The sequence below is a fragment of the Halobellus inordinatus genome (genome assembly GCF_024464655.1).
Classification (GTDB): domain Archaea; phylum Halobacteriota; class Halobacteria; order Halobacteriales; family Haloferacaceae; genus Haloquadratum; species Haloquadratum inordinatus.
In genome coordinates, this window is the sequence record NZ_JANHAV010000001.1 from 602,255 (window position 1) to 618,489 (window position 16,235).

At 65.1% G+C, this 16,235-nt stretch carries 16 protein-coding genes, 1 tRNA gene and 1 pseudogene; 10 read left to right on the forward strand and 8 right to left on the reverse strand.

The window, feature by feature from the left end; all coding sequences use genetic code 11:
* Positions 1-2 precede the first annotated feature (2 nt).
* From NO347_RS03090 to cheB, 3 genes are read right to left on the reverse strand one after another with little or no spacing between them, the layout of a single operon-like run.
* Entirely contained in the window at positions 3-872 is an 870-nt protein-coding gene (locus NO347_RS03090; protein ID WP_256288204.1) for a CheR family methyltransferase, read from the reverse strand.
* Positions 872-3,493: a chemotaxis protein CheA gene (locus NO347_RS03095; RefSeq protein WP_256288205.1), complete on the reverse strand. Its 2,622-nt coding sequence runs from the start codon at positions 3,491-3,493 to the stop codon at positions 872-874. Before NO347_RS03095 ends, NO347_RS03090 begins: the two co-directional genes overlap by 1 nt.
* A gap of 3 nt (positions 3,494-3,496) precedes the next feature.
* Complete coding sequence (cheB, locus tag NO347_RS03100; RefSeq protein ID WP_256288206.1) at positions 3,497-4,783, reverse strand: chemotaxis-specific protein-glutamate methyltransferase CheB; 1,287 nt, start codon at positions 4,781-4,783, stop codon at positions 3,497-3,499.
* Between the two features lie 309 nt (positions 4,784-5,092).
* Between cheB and NO347_RS03105 the strand changes: the two genes are divergently transcribed.
* Complete coding sequence (locus NO347_RS03105; RefSeq protein WP_256288207.1) at positions 5,093-5,578, forward strand: chemotaxis protein CheW; 486 nt, start codon at positions 5,093-5,095, stop codon at positions 5,576-5,578.
* Positions 5,579-5,599: 21 nt separating this feature from the next.
* Here the strand turns inward: NO347_RS03105 and NO347_RS03110 are convergent, their stop codons facing one another.
* A complete protein-coding gene (locus NO347_RS03110; RefSeq protein ID WP_256288208.1) occupies positions 5,600-6,943 on the reverse strand; it encodes an MFS transporter in 1,344 nt (447 codons plus the stop codon).
* A gap of 160 nt (positions 6,944-7,103) precedes the next feature.
* On the opposite strand from NO347_RS03110, the gene thyA reads away from it, so the two are divergent.
* The 7 genes from thyA (at position 7,104) to NO347_RS03145 (ending at position 11,462) form a co-directional block, all read left to right on the forward strand.
* A complete protein-coding gene (gene thyA / locus NO347_RS03115; RefSeq protein ID WP_256288209.1) occupies positions 7,104-8,102 on the forward strand; it encodes a thymidylate synthase in 999 nt (332 codons plus the stop codon).
* A complete protein-coding gene (locus NO347_RS03120) occupies positions 8,102-8,608 on the forward strand; it encodes a dihydrofolate reductase (protein ID WP_256288210.1) in 507 nt (168 codons plus the stop codon). Before thyA ends, NO347_RS03120 begins: the two co-directional genes overlap by 1 nt.
* Positions 8,609-8,711: 103 nt before the next feature.
* Complete coding sequence (locus tag NO347_RS03125; protein ID WP_256288211.1) at positions 8,712-8,894, forward strand: HVO_2922 family protein; 183 nt, start codon at positions 8,712-8,714, stop codon at positions 8,892-8,894.
* Between the two features lie 111 nt (positions 8,895-9,005).
* Positions 9,006-9,764 carry an archaeal proteasome endopeptidase complex subunit alpha gene (gene psmA / locus NO347_RS03130; protein WP_256288212.1) on the forward strand — a complete coding sequence of 253 codons (759 nt, stop codon included), beginning with the start codon at positions 9,006-9,008 and terminating at the stop codon, positions 9,762-9,764.
* A 112-nt stretch (positions 9,765-9,876) separates the two neighbouring features.
* Positions 9,877-9,951, forward strand: a tRNA-Glu gene (locus NO347_RS03135).
* A gap of 89 nt (positions 9,952-10,040) precedes the next feature.
* Entirely contained in the window at positions 10,041-10,790 is a 750-nt protein-coding gene (locus tag NO347_RS03140) for a pirin family protein (protein WP_256288213.1), read from the forward strand.
* A 57-nt stretch (positions 10,791-10,847) separates the two neighbouring features.
* Positions 10,848-11,462, forward strand: coding sequence for a TetR/AcrR family transcriptional regulator (locus NO347_RS03145; protein WP_256288214.1), 615 nt, complete (start codon positions 10,848-10,850; stop codon positions 11,460-11,462).
* Between the two features lie 93 nt (positions 11,463-11,555).
* On the opposite strand, the pseudogene NO347_RS03150 reads toward NO347_RS03145, so the two are convergent.
* Positions 11,556-12,131: pseudogene (locus NO347_RS03150) on the reverse strand (NAD(P)/FAD-dependent oxidoreductase); the annotation flags it as partial.
* Between the two features lie 221 nt (positions 12,132-12,352).
* Between NO347_RS03150 and NO347_RS03155 the strand changes: the two are divergent.
* Together NO347_RS03155 and NO347_RS03160 are read left to right on the forward strand one after the other, a co-directional pair.
* The gene (locus tag NO347_RS03155) at positions 12,353-12,508 is read left to right on the forward strand and encodes a rubrerythrin-like domain-containing protein (protein WP_256288216.1); all 156 of its coding nucleotides are present in this window, start codon (positions 12,353-12,355) and stop codon (positions 12,506-12,508) included.
* A 121-nt stretch (positions 12,509-12,629) separates the two neighbouring features.
* On the forward strand, positions 12,630-13,061 hold the full coding sequence (locus NO347_RS03160) for a pyridoxamine 5'-phosphate oxidase family protein (RefSeq protein WP_256288217.1): 432 nt from the start codon (positions 12,630-12,632) through the stop codon (positions 13,059-13,061).
* Positions 13,062-13,173: 112 nt separating this feature from the next.
* On the opposite strand, the gene NO347_RS03165 is transcribed toward NO347_RS03160, so the two are convergent.
* The 3 genes from NO347_RS03165 to NO347_RS03175 all read right to left on the reverse strand — a co-directional run bounded on the left by NO347_RS03165 (position 13,174) and on the right by NO347_RS03175 (position 15,962).
* A complete protein-coding gene (locus NO347_RS03165) occupies positions 13,174-14,091 on the reverse strand; it encodes a DMT family transporter (RefSeq protein ID WP_256288218.1) in 918 nt (305 codons plus the stop codon).
* Positions 14,092-14,144: 53 nt separating this feature from the next.
* Positions 14,145-14,870, reverse strand: a complete 726-nt coding sequence (locus tag NO347_RS03170) for a hypothetical protein (protein ID WP_256288219.1) — start codon at positions 14,868-14,870, stop codon at positions 14,145-14,147.
* Positions 14,871-15,422: 552 nt separating this feature from the next.
* Positions 15,423-15,962 carry a hypothetical protein gene (locus tag NO347_RS03175; RefSeq protein WP_256288220.1) on the reverse strand — a complete coding sequence of 180 codons (540 nt, stop codon included), beginning with the start codon at positions 15,960-15,962 and terminating at the stop codon, positions 15,423-15,425.
* Positions 15,963-16,235 lie beyond the last annotated feature (273 nt).

The following is a 16,235-nucleotide window of genomic DNA, read 5'->3' on the forward strand; positions in this document are numbered from 1 at the left end:
ACCTACCTCCGTGTTCGAGACGTCTCCTCACCCGCCGTGTCGCGGTAGATCCTGAGTCGCTTTTCGACCGGATCGAACCGGTCGCGACAGGACGCCGGGACGGTTTCGGTCATCCCGATCGTCAGGTATCCTCCGGGTTCGACGGCGGATCCGAGCGTCTCGAAGATGGCTTCTTTTGCTTCTCTGTTGATGTAAATGAACAGATTTCGGCAGATGACGAGGTCGAACGTCTTCGGGGGATCCTCCTGTACCAGGTCGTGCCGGCGGAAGGAGACGAGTTCCTGCACCTCGTCGCTGACGCGGTAGGTGTCTCCCTCACGCTCTATGTACCGGTCGCTGTTCTCCAGCGGTTCGAGTTGCTCTTTGAGATCGTTCGTCTCCGAGGCGTGATACTCGCCACGGCGTGCGGCCCGAAGAATCTCGGGCTTGATGTCGGTACCGAGGATCTCGACGCGATCGGCGTCGATTCGGTCGTCGTCGAGCGCGAGCATCGCCGCCGAGTACGCTTCGCGGCCGTCCGAGCAAGCGGCGCTCCAGATCCGGGTCCGGCCGTCGTCGCTCAACTCCGCGATGATCTCGCGTAACGCCTCCCAGACGTCGGGGTTGCGGAAGAAACTAGTGACGTTGACGCTGAGTGCGTTCAGGAGCGCTTCCTGTTCGTCCTCGTCGTCTTCGAGCAGCTCTTGATACTCGTCGTAGTCGTCGACGTGCCGGCGTCGCATCCGGGCGGAGACCCGTCGGTCGAGGTACGAGCGGTTGTACGAACTCGTCGCGAACGACAGCGACGACTCGACGTACTCGAGTAAGTCGTCGAACGCCCGCTCCTCTGCGTCCTCGGCGTCGTCGGATCCGGTGTCGATGTCGAGGCCCATCAGTCGGCCGCCCCCTCGGCTTCCGCGCTGTCGTCTTCCGGTGGGACCCACTGACGGCGCGCCTGCTTGCCCTCGTCGGGAACCGACAGTGAGTTCACGTCGAGGATCGGCACGACCTTCCCGTCGCCGACGACGGCCGTTCCGGAGAGTCCCTCCGTGCCTTTGAGGGGTCCCTGCAGCGGCGTCACGACGACTTCCTCCTGGCGCGCGACGTCGTCACAGCGGAGCGCGACCTGCCGGTCGGCGGGTCGGATGCGAACGATCATCCCGCTATCGCGCCGTTCGTCGCTGAGAGCGAGTGCACCGCGGAGTCGAATCAGCGGGAAGATACGATCCTCGTGGACGATCACCTCAGCCCCGTCGACGCTCTGGACGCGCGTCTGCCGCGAGATCTCGTCGATATACTTGATCGGGACGCCGAACTCCCGGTCGCCGACCTGTACGAAGAGCACCTTGATGATCGCGACCGACACCGGCAGCCGGATCGAGATGGTGGTCCCCTCGCCGAGCGTGCTGTCGACGTTGACCGATCCGTCGAGCGACTCGACGGTGGTCTTGACGACGTCCATTCCGACCCCGCGGCCGCTGACGTCGGTGATCTCCTCGTTCGTCGAGAAGCCCGGGTGGAAGATGAGGTCGTAGACCTCCTCGTCGGGCATTTCGACCAACTCCTCGCGCGGTCGGATGCCCTTCTCGGCCGCCTTATCGCGGAGCACGTCGGCGTCGATGCCCGCCCCGTCATCTTCGACCGTGATGACGACGGTGTCGTGTTCGCGCTCGGCTCGCAACTCGACTGCGCCGGTCGCAGACTTCCCGGCGGCTTCCCGCTCTTCCGGTGGTTCGATGCCGTGATCCACCGCGTTCCGGAGCACGTGCATCAGCGGATCTGAAATCTCGTCGAGAATCGTCCGGTCGAGTTCGATGCCCTCGCCCTCGATGTTGAAGCTCACCCGCTTGTCCTCCTCGCGCGCGAGGTCACGCACGAGTCGGGGGAACTTGTCGAACACCTTCTTCAGCGGGATGAGCCGCATATCCATCACGGTGTCCTGGAGATTCGAGGAGATCTTGTCCAGTTCATCGAGGTTGTCGCGGCCGGTCGAGTCGTCTTCGCCGAGCGCCTGGCGGAGCTTGATCCGGCTCGTGACTAATTGCTCGACGAGGCTGTGCAGCTCGTCGAGCTGATCGACGTCGACCCGGACGGACTTCACCGCCGAAATCGAGCGTGACTCCTCGTCGTCTTCGTCTTTATCCTCCTCGTCGCCGCTCCGGCCGCTGTCTCCACGCTTTCGCGCCGTCCCGCCACTGTCGTCGCTGTCCGCGTCGTTCTCGTCGGGCTCCTCGGCACCGTCGCCGGAGTCAGCAGCGCCATCGGCCTCCGCGACGCCTGGGGAGTTGCTGCCGGGGTCTGCGTCTGCCTCGGTCTCGTCGGTGTCTGCGGGCGCTGTATCCTCGGCCGCTGCGTCCGCGGCGTCGTCGTGTTCGTCTGCTGCGTCGTCGCTTGCAGCAGCGTCACCAGTCTCGTCCGCCGCGTCGCCGTCGGCCGCTCCGTCCGAGGTGTACGCGTCGACGACAGCGTCGACCGCGGCGGCCGCAGACTCCGCGTCGACGTCCTCGTTCGGGGTCGACGTCGGCGCGCTCCCGGTGTCGCCCGCGGACCCGTTCGCCGCCGGCGTTCCGGGGGTCGCCTCGGAGCCGTCTGCTGTGGTGTCCGCGTCGGATCCGTCTGCGTCCGCGCTGGCTGTTGCACCGTCCGAATCGGGGTCCGCTGTCTCTCCGGCTTCTCCGTCGAGCACCGCACTCACGTCGGTGAGCGTGACTGACTCGACCTTCCAGAGGTCCCAGAGGGTCGCTTCGAGTTCGTCGCGGTCCTCGTCGGCGACGAAGACGGCGAAGTCGTCTCCGAAGTCGCCGTCCTCGATGCGATCGAGGTCCGGGTCCGCACCGACAACCGCGAGGTCCTCCGGGAGGCCGCCGACGAACAAGCCGCCGTCGACGCTTTTCATATCTCCGACGTCGAGCGAAATCTCGGCGTGATACAGGCTGTCGGCGTCGGCGACGTCGGGCTCGTCCAGGTCGAGCGCGTCCGAAGCTGCCGCGAGGGCTTCTCCCGACTCCGCTGAGCTGTCAGCGTCCGGGGATTCCGGCTCCACCCCGTCTTCCGTGCCGTCTGTGTCGCCTGACTCGGTGTCTGCGGAGGCGGGTTCGGCGTCCGCGGCGGCTTCCTCCCCGGCGTCCGCGTCGGACTCGGGCTCTGCAGCGGCGCGGATCTCCTCGACGAGATCGCTCGGATCGCGCTGGGACTCGCCGTGCTTTTCGATCTCGTGGAGGATGTCGAGGATCTCGTCCATCCCGTCGAAGACCAGGTCCATCCGCTCGTGGGTGACCTCGATGCGGCCGTTTCGGACCTCGTCGAGTAAGTCTTCGACGGCGTGCGCCACGGTCGCGGCGTTGTCGAAGCCCATCGCCCCGAAGTTCCCCTTCAAGGTATGGGCCTGTCGGAAGATGTCGTCGATCGCTTCCTCGTCGTCGGGGTTCGATTCGAGGTCCAAAAGCGAGTTGTTCAACTGCGTGATGCTCTCTTCGGACTCGGTGATGAATTCCTGGTAGAGTTCGTCGTCCATCGGTCACTCCTCCGCGAAGTACTGCAGTACGTTCTCGGCGATCTGTTCGGCCGGCGCGACCACGTCGACGCTCCCCGTCTCGATGGCGCGCCGCGGCATCCCGAAGATCGCGGACGTCTCCTCGTCCTGTGCGATCGTGTGTCCGCCGCTTTGGTGGATCCGCTGCATCCCGTCGACGCCGTCGCGGCCCATCCCGGTGAGGAGGGTCGCACACAGCGGTCCCTCCACACTCTCGACGGCCGAGGCCATCGTGATGTCGATGGCGGGTCGGACGCCGTGAATCGGTTCTGTCTCCGTCAGTTCGAGTTTGAGACGCCCGTTCCGATCGCTGGTGACGAGCAGGTGGTGGCCGCCGGGTGCGACACGCGCCTCGCCCGCCTGAATCCGCTCGCCCGACTCCGCCTCCGTGACGTCGTACCCCGACCGGCCGTCGAGTCGCGTCGCGAACCGCGAGGTGAAGCCTTCGGGCATATGCTGTACCACGAGGACCCTGAGGTTCGCCTCGCGCGGTAACGCTCCGAGGACGCGCTCGACGACGTTCGGTCCCCCGGTCGAGGCGCCGACGACGAGCGTTCCGGCCTCCGGGTACGTCGTGGTCGGCGTCGCTGCCGGCGAACTGCCTGCTGTCGATGCCGTCGACGACCCCGTGTCGGTGGCGTCCGTCTGCCCCGCAGCGGACCCCGTTCGGGCCGTCCGTTGCTGTCGGGACGCGTCTGCTCCCGTCGGTGTTCCGGACGCGGTCGCTCCATTGGCCGCGCTCGTGTCTGTCGACGCGGTAGAGCCGGCCGTTCGCGACGAGGACCGGCTCTCCCCAGTCGAACTGCCGCGGTCCTCCGAGGACAGGCGGGCGTTCGCCGAGAGGTCGACTCGGGCCGCGGACTCGACTTTCTCGACCAGTTCGCGCTTCACCCGCGGCATCGACGAGGTGACCTCGCCGCCGGGCTTGGTCACGAAGTCGACCGCGCCGCGGTCGAGCGCCTCGAAAGTCACGTCGGCGTCCTCCTCAGCGTGTGCGGACAGCATCAACACCGGAGTCGGGTGGTCAGCCATAATGGCGTCGACGGCCTCGAGACCGTTCATCGAGGGCATCTCGATGTCCATCGTCACGACATCCGGGTCGTGTTCGGTCACCGCATCGAGCGCTTTCGAGCCGTCTTCGGCTTCGCCGACGACCTCGATGCCGCCCTCTTCGAGCAGGCTTCGAATGAGCGTCCGCATAAACCGTGAGTCGTCGACGATGACTGCCCGCGTCGACTCGTCGCTGCCGCCCGGCTCGGAGGCGGTACTCATCGCTCGTCTCCCCCGTGTCCGTCGTCTATCTCCGCCTGCGCCGTCCTCGAACGACGACGGGTCTCGGTTCGCAGCCGCGAGACGCACTCGTGTCTCGGGCCGTGACGCCGCCTCCGTCCCGTAGGCGCGTCCGGCCGGTCCACGCCGTGCTCGTACCCGCTCATCTCTACTGGAAAACTTCCCAACTGGGGGACTTAAGCGCTCGCCGGCGAAAATCAGCCGTGATAATAGCGTGCGTACATTTATTGCCGACGTGTGCGCCAAAATCAGGTAACAACCGGCGGCTCTACAGCCGTCGGCGACACGGCTATGTCGCAGGAACAACGTGCGGCGGCGGGCGCTTCAGACCCCACCGCCACAGACGACACCGACGCCACCGCCCGCCAGATGCAGGTCCTCGAGTTCGAGCTGGGGGGCGAGACCTACTGTGTCGACATCGACTACGTCTCCGAGATCGTCGACCGTGGCTCGCTCACCGCGGTCCCGAACGCGCCCGACTTCGTCGAAGGCGTGATGGACCTCCGCGGACGGACCACCTCGATCGTCAACCCGAAGACGCTCCTGAACGTCGAGAACACCGGTGAGGCGAGTCGTATCGTCATCTTCGACGCGACCAGTTTCGAGGACGACGCCGCGGTCGGCTGGCTCGTCGACGAGGTCGACCAGGTCGTCCGTGTCTCGATGGACGACGTCGAGGACCCGCCGATGGATCGCGGTGACTTCATCGAGGGGATCGTGCGACAGGAGGAGGACCTCGTCGTCTGGATCTCCCCGACGAAGACGGTCGACAAGTAGCTGTCACTTTCGCTGCCGCTCTCAGCCCTGGACGGGTTCGTGTGCCGCCATCTCCGCTCGACCAGCGACGAGGATGCCGACGACGACACACCCGCCTGCGACGCCGAACGCCGGGAGATAGCCGACGGCGTCGGCGATCGCACCGCCCAGCACGCTGCCGATGCCGCCGCCGAGGCTCCCGATAGCCGTGTAGATCCCGAGCGCCTCCGCGCGGACCGTCTCCGATGCGAGTCCGGAGACGAGGCCGGTCGCGGTCACGGCGATGACCGCCCAGGAGGCCCCAAGTGCGAGAAACAGCGCGCCGACGACGAGCAGACCGGTCGGGGGCGCAATCGCCGCCCCGGTGACGGCGACGATCGGGAACGCCCCGGCGCGAAAGAGCAGTGCCCCGACCTGCAGTCGGAACGGGTCGAACGCCGCGGCCGCCGTCCCGGCCCGGGCGTACGCCGCGGCCGACGCCGCCGAACTCAGGATGAACAGGACGAACACCTCGTCGGTGGCGTAGCCCGCGTCGACCAGATACGCGGGTAACGGTCCGAAGAACGCCGAGAACCCGGCGAAAAACACGGTCGCCGCGAGGAGGTACCGGAGCAACCGCGCCGAGAACCGCCCGCGGAGGCGCGTGAGGGAGCCCCGACCGAGTCTGATCTCGCGGAGCGCCCAGTAGATTCGGGCAGGGCCGAACGGCACGGCGCGGGTGGCCCGCTCGGCGCCCCCGTTCCCCGCGCGGAAGCGACGTGAGAGCCGTCGAAAGCGCTGTTCGGACATCGTCGCCGCTTCCGGATAGCGGAGGAAGACGACGAAGACACCAGCTAGCGTGGCGGTCGCGCCGCCGACGAAGAAGAGTCGCTTGGCTGCGAGCGCCGGCAGGCCGACGTGGGACCCGGCGACCGCAGACCAGACGCCGCCGGCGACGAGACCGGCCAGCCAGCCGTAGCCCTGGTAGTGGTTCAGCAGGCCGAATCGCTGCGTCCACAGCGACGGCTCGTAGCCCTCCACGACGACGACGTTCAGTACGGGCGCGGCGGCCGCGACGACGAACCACAGCGCGGCGTTGGCGGCGAGGACCGTCCACGGCGAGGCCAGAAACGGTAAGACGAGGAAGACGCCGGCACTCGCGCCCAGTGCGACGAGGATGAACGGTCGGCGGCGTCGCGTCCGCGCCACTAACCGCCCCCAGAGGATCGCGCCCGGCACGCCGGCGAAGGCAGCCGTGGCGGCGATGAGGCTGACCAGGAACGCGCCCGCGCCGAGGTCGATGGCGTAGAGGGGAACGAGCAGCGAAGCCGCGCCCACGGCAGCGTAGCCGAGCGCCCAGCCGTACAGCCACGTGTCTGTCGTCTGCGTCTGATCGGCGTCGCTCACGTCTGCCGCGACGGCGGACTATCGTATAGTTGTTGCCGGGCTGCCACGTCGCCCGCACCGGCACGGAGGCAGGATCAGTGGTCCCCGGCGGTGCGAGCATCGCGGCGAACACAAACAATCAAGATTGCAGGCGCAACATCGTAGGACAATCCGGTCTACTATGCGTCAGTATCTCGACCTCGTCACCGACGTCCTCGAATCCGGGGGCCACAAGCCGAATCGAACGGGCGTAGACACCATCTCGGCGTTCAGCCGCCACTACGAAGTCGACCTCGCAGAGGGCTTTCCGCTACTCACGACGAAGGACCTCTCGGGTGCGCGGTGGAACTCCCTGATCCACGAGTTCGTCTGGTATCTCTCCGGCGAGGAGCACATCCGCACGCTCCGCGAGGAGACTGGCATCTGGGACGCCTGGGCCGACGACGACGGCCGTCTCGACACCGCGTATGGGCGCTTCTGGCGTCGCTTCCCGGTCCCCGACGAGGGGCTTCCGGGCGAGTCCTGGCCCGACGACGGCCACCGCTGGATGAACGACGAGGGCACGTTCGACCAGATCCAGTACGTCCTCGATCAACTCAAAGAGAATCCTAACTCACGCCGCCTCGTCGTCAACGCCTGGCACCCGGCGAACGCCGCCGTCTCGACGCTGCCGCCGTGTCACTACACCTTCGTCTGCAACGTGCAAGGCGACCGCCTCAACGTCCACCTGACGCAGCGTTCAGGCGACGTCGCACTCGGCATCCCGTTCAACATCGCCGCGTACTCGCTGCTCGCGACGGCACTTGCCCAGCGGACCGGCTTCGAGCCCGGGAAATTCGCCCATTCCGTCGTCGACGCCCACGTGTACTGTGGCACGGGCGACCGCGGCGCGTGGTACGCCGACCACCTGGGAGAGTTGCAGTCGCGTCTCGGGGACGTCGAGGACCGAACCGGGTATCGCGACGTGCGCGAGTGGCTCGAAGCGACTGCCCCCCCGGAGGCCGAGGGTGAGGAGCGGTACGACCACGTCCCCGGACTCCTCGAACAGTGCGCCCGGGAACCGAGAGCGCGGCCGACGATCGACGTCGCCGACGTGCCGCTCGACGACCTCACGTTCGAGGACGTCGAACTCTCGGGGTACGATCCCGCGCCGGGGATCCGCTTCGCGGTGGCCGAGTGATGGACGTCGATATCGTCCTCGTCGCCGCCGTCGCGGAGAACGGCACCATCGGTCGCGACGGCGGGATGCCGTGGCACTTCAGCGAGGATCTGGCGCACTTCAAACAGACGACGACGGGCCACCCGGTGATCGTCGGTCGCAAGACCTACGAGACGGTCGTCGACGCGCTCGGCGAACCGTTCCCTGGCCGGACGAGCGTCGTGCTCACCTCGCAGTCGCTCGACCTGCCGGCGGGTGCCGTCGTCGCCAACTCCGTCGAGGAGGCGATCGACCTGGCCTGCGTCGACGCAGCCGAGCGAGGGGTCGAGACGGCGTACGTCGCCGGCGGCGGCCGCGTCTACGAGCAGTTCCTCCCGCACGCGTCTCGGATGGTGCTCACCGAGATTCACGGCGCCTACGAGGGCGACACAGCCTTCCCGGCGTGGGACGACGACGAGTGGGTCGAAGTCGACCGCGACGACCGCGACCAGTTCGATTTCGTGACCTACGAGCGGCGACGGGAGTGACGCCGCCGCCACGTCGCCACCACGTCGCCGTCTTGGCCCGGCGACGCGCCGAACGCAAACTGCACCGGGATTTTTGTCGCGAGCAGTTCAACACGGCGGTCGTATGACTGCCACCTTCGAGGTGTACGAGGATCAGGCCGGAGAGTACCGCTGGCGGCTCGTTCACTCCAACGGGAACATCATCGCCGACAGCGGGGAGGGATACGCGACGAAGCAGAAGGCAAAGCAGGGCATCGAGAGCGTCAAACAGAACGCTCCCGACGCCGACGTCGTCGAAGCCGAGTAGCGGCGACGCGCCGCCTCGGTGCTGGTAGCACGGCCCTTCTCGGACCGTCGGTTCCGGTAATATCGTGTGCCGGTGGTGGCTTTATCCGTCCCCGGGTCGGAGTAGGGGTATATGAACCGAAACGACCAGCAGGCGTACGATCGGGGGACGTCGCTCTTCTCCCCGGACGGACGCATCTATCAGGTCGAGTACGCGCGCGAAGCGGTCAAACGCGGTGCGCCGAGTCTCGGCATCCGCACCACGGACGGGGTCGTCCTCGCTGCGCAGCGTCGGACCAGTTCGTCGCTGATGGAGGGCGAGAGCATCGAGAAATTGCACAAACTCGACGACTATCTCGGCGCGGCCTCGGCCGGGCACGTCGCCGACGCCCGCCGATTGATCGACGACGCGCGGACGGCCGCCCAGCGCAACCGACTGCGGTACGGCGAACCGCTCGGCGTGGAGACGCTCACGAAGACGCTGTCGGACGAGATTCAGGAGACCACCCAGTACGGTGGTACGCGCCCGTTCGGTGCCGCGCTCTTGGTCGCCGGGATGGACGGAGAGCGTCCGGATGCCCGCCCGCGACTCTTCCAGACCGATCCGTCGGGTGCACCCCAAGAGTGGCGCGCCGTCGCGATCGGCTCCGGGCGCGACGACATCCAGGAGTTCCTCGAAGAGCACTGGTCGGAGGAGCTCTCTCTCGACGACGGCGTCTCGATCGCCGTTCGCGCACTCTTAGAATCCGACGGCGAACTCGCCGCCGAGAGCGTGAGCGTCGCGACGATTACGCCCGATGGATACGAAGCAGTCGCAGAGAGCGACGTCGCAGAGATCATCGCCGAACACGCTCCCGAGAGCGACGACGACGAAGCCGGCGAGAGACAGTAACTCGGCCGGAGTCCGTCTGCAGTCGCCGTATTTGGGTACGAGACACCACGGCACGGCGCGGGCAAAACGGAACCGTTTTACACATCCCGGAGATACGGAAAAGTGCAGCAGCGCTCCGTTGGTGTAGTCCGGCCAATCATCTTGCCCTCTCACGGCAAGGACCAGGGTTCGAATCCCTGACGGAGCACTTCTCCGGATTCTCGACGTCCGTACTGAGGGGACTGTGCTGTCTGTCACTACAGATGGCTTATCTGCGACGGGTCCATCAGCTGCCGTATGGCAGTAGACGACGACACGAGCGACGCCGAGGCCCCTCTCTCGGGCGAGCGCGTGCAACACGGGACGGGCGTCACCTCGAACCGAGCGTTCCCGACGAACGCGTATCCGCAGCATCTCGATCCGTTCGTGCTCTTCGAGCGGTTCTACATCGAGCCTGACAAGGGGTTTCCGATGCACCCACACGAGGGGTTCGAGATCGTCTCGTACCTGCTCGAGGGAGGGATGGACCACGAGGACTCGCTGGGCGTCGCAAACACCGCCACCGAAGGTGACGTAATGCGCGTCACCACCGGCAGCGGGATCCGACACTCGGAGTTCCCGGCGGACGGAGCCGCCTGTAACGGTCTCCAGCTCTGGGTGAACCTCCCCCGCGCTCGGAAAGACATTGATCCAGGATACGCCGACGCAGATGCCGAGGAACTTCCCACCGAGTCCCGACCGGGAGCGACCATCACGACGGTCGTCGGCGAGGGCTCGCCGATCGAGTTGCAGACGCCGATGGAGTACCTCGACGTGCGCGTGACGGACCGCTGGACGTGGTCGGTCGCGGACGGCTGGTCGGGCTTTCTCTACGGTGTCGACGGCACCGGGCGCGTCGACGGGTGGTCGTTCGGCGAAGGCGATGTCGTTCCACTCGTCGACGCTCGGGACGTCGAGGTCGCGACTGACTCCGGACTACGGGTCGTCGCCGTCGCCGGCCACCCTCACGACGAACCGATCCGACAGCGTGGGCCGTTCGTCTTCTGACAGCGGGACAGACACGATGGGAGAAAACGATTTGTGTTGCTCTCGTGAAAGCGATGTATGAGCGGATCGGACGGGAGCGTCGCCGCCGACGATACCTGCGAGCAGATTATGGAGGCAACGTTCCGAGCAGTGAGCAAACACGGGTACAAGGACCTGCGCGTCCGCGACATCGGCGAGGAGATGGAGCTGTCGCGGCAGGTGATTCACTACCACTTCGACGGCAAGTACGATCTGTTATCCGCGTTTCTGCAGTACGTCATCGAGCAGTACGAGGGCAGCGTCGACGTGGATGGGGATGCGGCGCCGCGTGCCGAACTGGACGCTCGAATCGATCAGTGTCTGCTCGGCCCGCAGTTCGAGGAGTTCACGCACTGGGACCGAATGAAGGTGTATCACGAACTGTTCGCGTACGCACAGCACGACGACGAACACCAGGATATCTTCAACGATCACTACGAGCACATTCGACAGAGCATCGTCGAGGTCATCGAAGCGGGCATCGAGCAGGACGTCTTCCGAGAGGTGGACGCAGAGCTGATGGGACAACTCATCACTGACGTAATCCACGCGGCTCGTGAACGTCGACTCGCCCTCGATCACGAGGACGCGCCGGCAGAGGCACGACGAGCCATCGACGCGTTCGTTCTCGATTCGTTGGAGCCGACGCAGTAGCTGCGGTAATCAGTTCGGAGTCGGATCGGGTGAGAATCCGGAGAAGCGAGAGAGGCCGCGACCACGTCGGTCGCGGTGTGGTGGGTGCGAGCGTTACAGTTCGGGGACGTCCGACGGCATATCGAAGTCGTGGTAGTACTCGCCTTTCTCCTTCGAGAGGATGTCGAGGACGGCGGCCGCACCGTCGCCAGCCGCGATGACAGCCTGCCACTTCTCCGCGCGACCCATCGCGCCGGTAGCGTACACATTTTCGACCGACGTCTCCATATCGAGGTTCACGTCGACGACGTCCTCCTCGGTGAACGCACAGCCGAGGTCCTCGGCGAGGTCTCGGGCCCCACCCGTGGCGAGGACGACGTAGTCGGCGGTGTACTCGTCGTCGGCCGTGGAGACGACGAATCCGTCGTCAGTCCGTTCGACGTCCGTGACCTCGGCGTCGTGTAGTGCAGCGCCGCGGTCGCGGGCCTGACCGCGCGAAATCTTGAGGAACTCGTCGCCGCTGATGCTTCGCACTGCGGGATAGTTGAACAGATGCGCCTTGTGCATCCACGACTCGTCGGTATCGAAGACTATCGTTTCGAGATCGTTCTTTGCAGCGTACAGGGCTGCGCTCAGTCCAGCGGGACCGCCGCCAACGATTGCTACGTCTACCATCGTCGAAGACAGGGTACGCTCGAAAGAAGTATTTTACCATCTGGTAAAAATCGGCAAACGGTGCGGAGACGACGAATTTTCTCCGATGGTCTGGCTCTTCAAGACGTGTCGAGCGGCTAGACGTGTCGGCTGTCTAATTCCGCGCTCCTGTGGAGGGTATCTGTCGCGTCGGAGATTCCGTTCGGCCTGTCCCCTCTCGACCAAGACTTTTCAGCCGCGAACGACAATGTTAGAGTATGCCACACAATCAAGATACCGAGGGCGACACCGGCGGGGTCATCTCGGAGTACGAATGTCTCCAGTGCGGCAGCATCGTCCACTCGGAGACGCATCCCGGCGTCTGTTCGGAGTGCGGCGGCGAGTTCCAGAACCGAGCGAAGTCGCTCGAATGATACGCCCGCGTCGTTCGTCGCCTCTCGTCACCGTGCCCGCCCCCAGCGACTGAGCTGGCGACCGCGACATACCGTTCGCGAGTCAACACACATATCCACGTCCCTCCGCCATACCGCAGTGATGACGAGAGAGATGGGACGCGCCGAGATCGACGACCTGCTGCAGGCGCGCGGCGCGGGCGTGTTGTCGCTGACAGACGGGACCGAAACCTACGGGATCCCCGAGTCGTTCGGTTACGATGGCGAACTGCTCTACTTTCAGTTGGTCTATGACGGCGATAGCGAGAAGATGCAGCTAATGGAGTCGACGGAGACCGCCTCCTTTACGGTCTTTACCGAAGAGCCCGCCGAGAGCGTGCTCGTCCGTGGCGCCCTCGAACGCGTCCCGGAGACCGCACAGACGCGGGCCGCGACCGCAATCGCCGAGAACGCCAACATTCCGACGCTGAACGTGTTTCCGAACACTGGCCCCGACGACCTCGCGATGGCGTTCTTCCAGTTGATCCCAGAAGAGCTCTCGGGCCGAAAATTCAACGACCGCGTGCCGAAGTAACCGACTTCCGACCGTTCTCTCGGCCTTCTCGCTCGTCACTACGACAGTACCTCATTGGGCCAGACGGAGGCTCACGAACGCATCGTAGCGACGCCTCTTGCAGGTCCCCGCCTCAGGCTGCGACTCCCGGTCCTAGCGTCACCAGCGCCACCCCAACGGCCACCAGTACGGCCCCGGCGACGACACCGCGCGTGACTCGTTCGAGATCCCGCAGGAGGAAGTACGCGAAGACGGTCGTGAAAAGCGGTGCCGTCGACGCCAGCGATTCGACGATCGCGACGCGACCCGCTGGCAGTGCGAGCGCCCCGAACAGCGATAGCAGGGCGACAGCAGTGAGCGCGCCGCTGGCGGCGAAGTAGCCGTACGATCGGCGATCGGCGGACTGGAAGCCACGCGTCCCGCGGATCACAGCGTAGGTGAGGAAGACGACCAGCGCACCTGCCTCGTTGAGCGCGACGGCTTGGAGGACGTCCGCCCCGCCCGTCCCGAGCCCGAACCGTCGGAGGACGTTCCCGAACGCGAACAATGCCCCAGACGCCAGCGGGTAGAACAGATCACGTGACTCCCAGCCGGCGAGGTCGCCGCCTTTCGCGAGGCTGAGGACGACCAAGCCCGCGACGAGAACGACGATTCCGACCGCCGTACTGAGCGAGATCGGTTCTCCAAGTAGGCCGAAAGCGAAGACGGTCGCGAACAGCGGGCGTGCGCTCACGACCGCACTGTTGATGCTCGCGCCGACGCGGTCGACACCGACGAAGATGGCCAGGCGGCCGAGAGCCGTCCCCGTCGCGCCGGCGAACAGGAACAGCCCCGCCGTCGACGGGTCGAGGCCGGCGAGAACGTCGCTCCCACGGAGCGCGAGTAGGGCCACGAGAAACAGCGAGAGATCGACGACGACCACGACCAGCGCCGCCTGCAGGGCGGTGCCGTCGAGCGACATCCCCCGCTTGTCTAGCACTGGTGTGAATCCCCAGATGACTGCCGGGAGGAGCGCAAGGAGGTACACCATCACGTCGGAACCGAGGACCATAGCCGGTCTCCGAGCGGCCCGGATATGAACGTGTTCTTTCGTTGTCTCGATAGTCACAGTTGTACGCCTGCACGCACCTGATCGTACTCTTCGCTGACGTCGCGGAAGTCGTCGAGAATGTCCTCGTCTAACTCCTCACGGTACTCCGCGAGCAGCTCGTTCGCCTTCTCGGGGAACGCACTGAACTCCTCGTGCAGTTCGGTCTGCTCGATCACGTCCTCATAGCGCGACCGAACGCTGTCCTCGCTGCAGCGCTCGAACGTCGCCAGCCCGTCGTCGGTCTCCTCGGGCGGCACGATCCCGTCATCGATCAGACTCCGCGCCCGCCGGTCGTCGGTGTCCTCCTGGACGCCGAAGACCACGCAGGTGTAGTCGTCGTAGAACTCGTCGGTGATCTCCTCTTGCTTCTCTTTGATGACCTCCCGCGCGTCGTCGATGATCGAGACGAAGTTCTCGTACTGGAACGTCCGAAGCAGCGTCGCGACCAGCTCGCGCTCGTCTTCCGTGACGACCTCGGTCGGCGGTCGATTCGCGCCCGTCGCGTTGTCGAAAAGCGTCAGAAAGACCGGGCGCAGATCGACGCCCTCGATGATGTTGTGCGTGTACGAGTCCGGGTCGTAGCGGACGAAGATCCACCGCAGGCCGTCGGTCGCGAAGCCGAAGTCCGACTCGAACTCCCGCTGACTCAGCCAGCTTTTCACCTGGTCGAGCCCGTGCCCCCGGTTTTCGAGCGGCTTCTTCGGCGGCTCGGCTTCGATCAGCAGCCGACTCGAATCCACGCTTTCGATGTCCCGCAGCGAGATCGCGTAGTCGGCCTGCTCACCGCGCTCCGCGGTGAGGCTCCCGGCCTCGACCTATAGTCCTCGTAGCCGAGCGAATCGAGCATCGGCTCGATAACGCGGTTTTTCGTCAGCGTCTCGGGATCCAGTTGGTCGGTGGTGTATCTCGATTTTCGAACGTACTCTCCCCATCCCCGCGAGAACGTTTTGTCGAGCGTGTCGTCGTCAAGATGCTCGCGAAGCCGGTTGATGCTTCCGGCGATCGCCTCGATAATCCGGTCTTCCGCTTCTCGCGTAACCTCCGTATCGAACGCAGAGAAGTCGAATTCCGCTTGTGACCCCTGAGTAGACATCTGTGAGATGACCCAGGGTTGTCGCGAGGCTGTACTGAAAGTGGCCGTTAGCCCTCGGCATCGTACCGCGTTCCGGAGAACACCCGGAACGAGGGAGGCATAGATCTGCTCACGAGTGTTCTTTGCACAAGCGAATCACCCGTCAGAACGAGTGTGCGTTCCTCGCGCAGTGATCCCGAAGTGGCAGCCGGGATCCGAGTCACGAACGCCGCCGGACAACCGTGCCGAGTTGGCTTTTCGGAAGCCACTCGTCGGAGAGGCTGAGCAGCTCATCACGGTCCTCAAACTTCCGCTCGTACTCTCGAAGCCGCTCCACTAGCCGCCCGTGACGGTCGGTACCGTCTTCTGTGTGTCTGATCCCTCTTTCGAGCGAGTGTATTCTATGTGCGCGTTCCATCAGGGGCCGAGCCGCTGCCGACGATTCGAACAGAACCGCGTCCGCAGTCTGATTAGAGATGTATCCAACGAACATCGTGGGCGGAGTTCTGTTCGTGGATTCGACCTTCTTCTCGGCCAGCCATTCCGGCAGTTGAACAAGCAGTTCCTCGGAGTCGAGAAGCCCTAACAACTGCCACAATTTCTGGGTCCGCTGCTCGTCGAGAAGTCCCCGTCTTCTGGCTTCGTCGAGCGAGACATCGTAGTCGGCGAGAGTCCCTGAATGATACTCACGGGCGAACTCGTCGTACTCGGCGTATTCGGTAATCAGGTCAGCCACTCCATCATACGAGGGGCCGCACACCCATTACTCCCCGCGTCCATCCGATCACTAACCTCGAACGTCTTGTACCGAGCGTAGAGAAGTCACTTGGTCACCTCGTAGACACCTGTCAGATGGCGCAGAGTTGCCGCGAGCGACTCAGAGTTCGCTTTCGTCCATCTCGATGGGATGGCCGTAGTCTTCCCAGTTATTCGTGGACCAACCGCATTCAGAACAGGACGTCTTCCCCGAGATTTTGGCATCGCACGCCATACATCGCCACGTACCTCCAATCATAACTACGGTGCCGCCCTC

Excerpts from the sequence above, each read along its gene's own strand:
- NO347_RS03090 (WP_256288204.1), bottom strand. The coding sequence starts at position 872 with ATGGGCCTCGACATCGACACCGGATCCGACGACGCCGAGGACGCAGAG.
- NO347_RS03095 (WP_256288205.1), bottom strand. The coding sequence starts at position 3,493 with ATGGACGACGAACTCTACCAGGAATTCATCACCGAGTCCGAAGAGAGC.
- cheB (WP_256288206.1), bottom strand. The coding sequence starts at position 4,783 with ATGAGTACCGCCTCCGAGCCGGGCGGCAGCGACGAGTCGACGCGGGCA.
- NO347_RS03105 (WP_256288207.1), top strand. The coding sequence starts at position 5,093 with ATGTCGCAGGAACAACGTGCGGCGGCGGGCGCTTCAGACCCCACCGCC.
- thyA (WP_256288209.1), top strand. The coding sequence starts at position 7,104 with ATGCGTCAGTATCTCGACCTCGTCACCGACGTCCTCGAATCCGGGGGC.
- NO347_RS03120 (WP_256288210.1), top strand. The coding sequence starts at position 8,102 with ATGGACGTCGATATCGTCCTCGTCGCCGCCGTCGCGGAGAACGGCACC.
- NO347_RS03125 (WP_256288211.1), top strand. The coding sequence starts at position 8,712 with ATGACTGCCACCTTCGAGGTGTACGAGGATCAGGCCGGAGAGTACCGC.
- psmA (WP_256288212.1), top strand. The coding sequence starts at position 9,006 with ATGAACCGAAACGACCAGCAGGCGTACGATCGGGGGACGTCGCTCTTC.
- NO347_RS03140 (WP_256288213.1), top strand. The coding sequence starts at position 10,041 with ATGGCAGTAGACGACGACACGAGCGACGCCGAGGCCCCTCTCTCGGGC.
- NO347_RS03145 (WP_256288214.1), top strand. The coding sequence starts at position 10,848 with ATGAGCGGATCGGACGGGAGCGTCGCCGCCGACGATACCTGCGAGCAG.
- NO347_RS03155 (WP_256288216.1), top strand. The coding sequence starts at position 12,353 with ATGCCACACAATCAAGATACCGAGGGCGACACCGGCGGGGTCATCTCG.
- NO347_RS03160 (WP_256288217.1), top strand. The coding sequence starts at position 12,630 with ATGACGAGAGAGATGGGACGCGCCGAGATCGACGACCTGCTGCAGGCG.
- NO347_RS03165 (WP_256288218.1), bottom strand. The coding sequence starts at position 14,091 with ATGGTCCTCGGTTCCGACGTGATGGTGTACCTCCTTGCGCTCCTCCCG.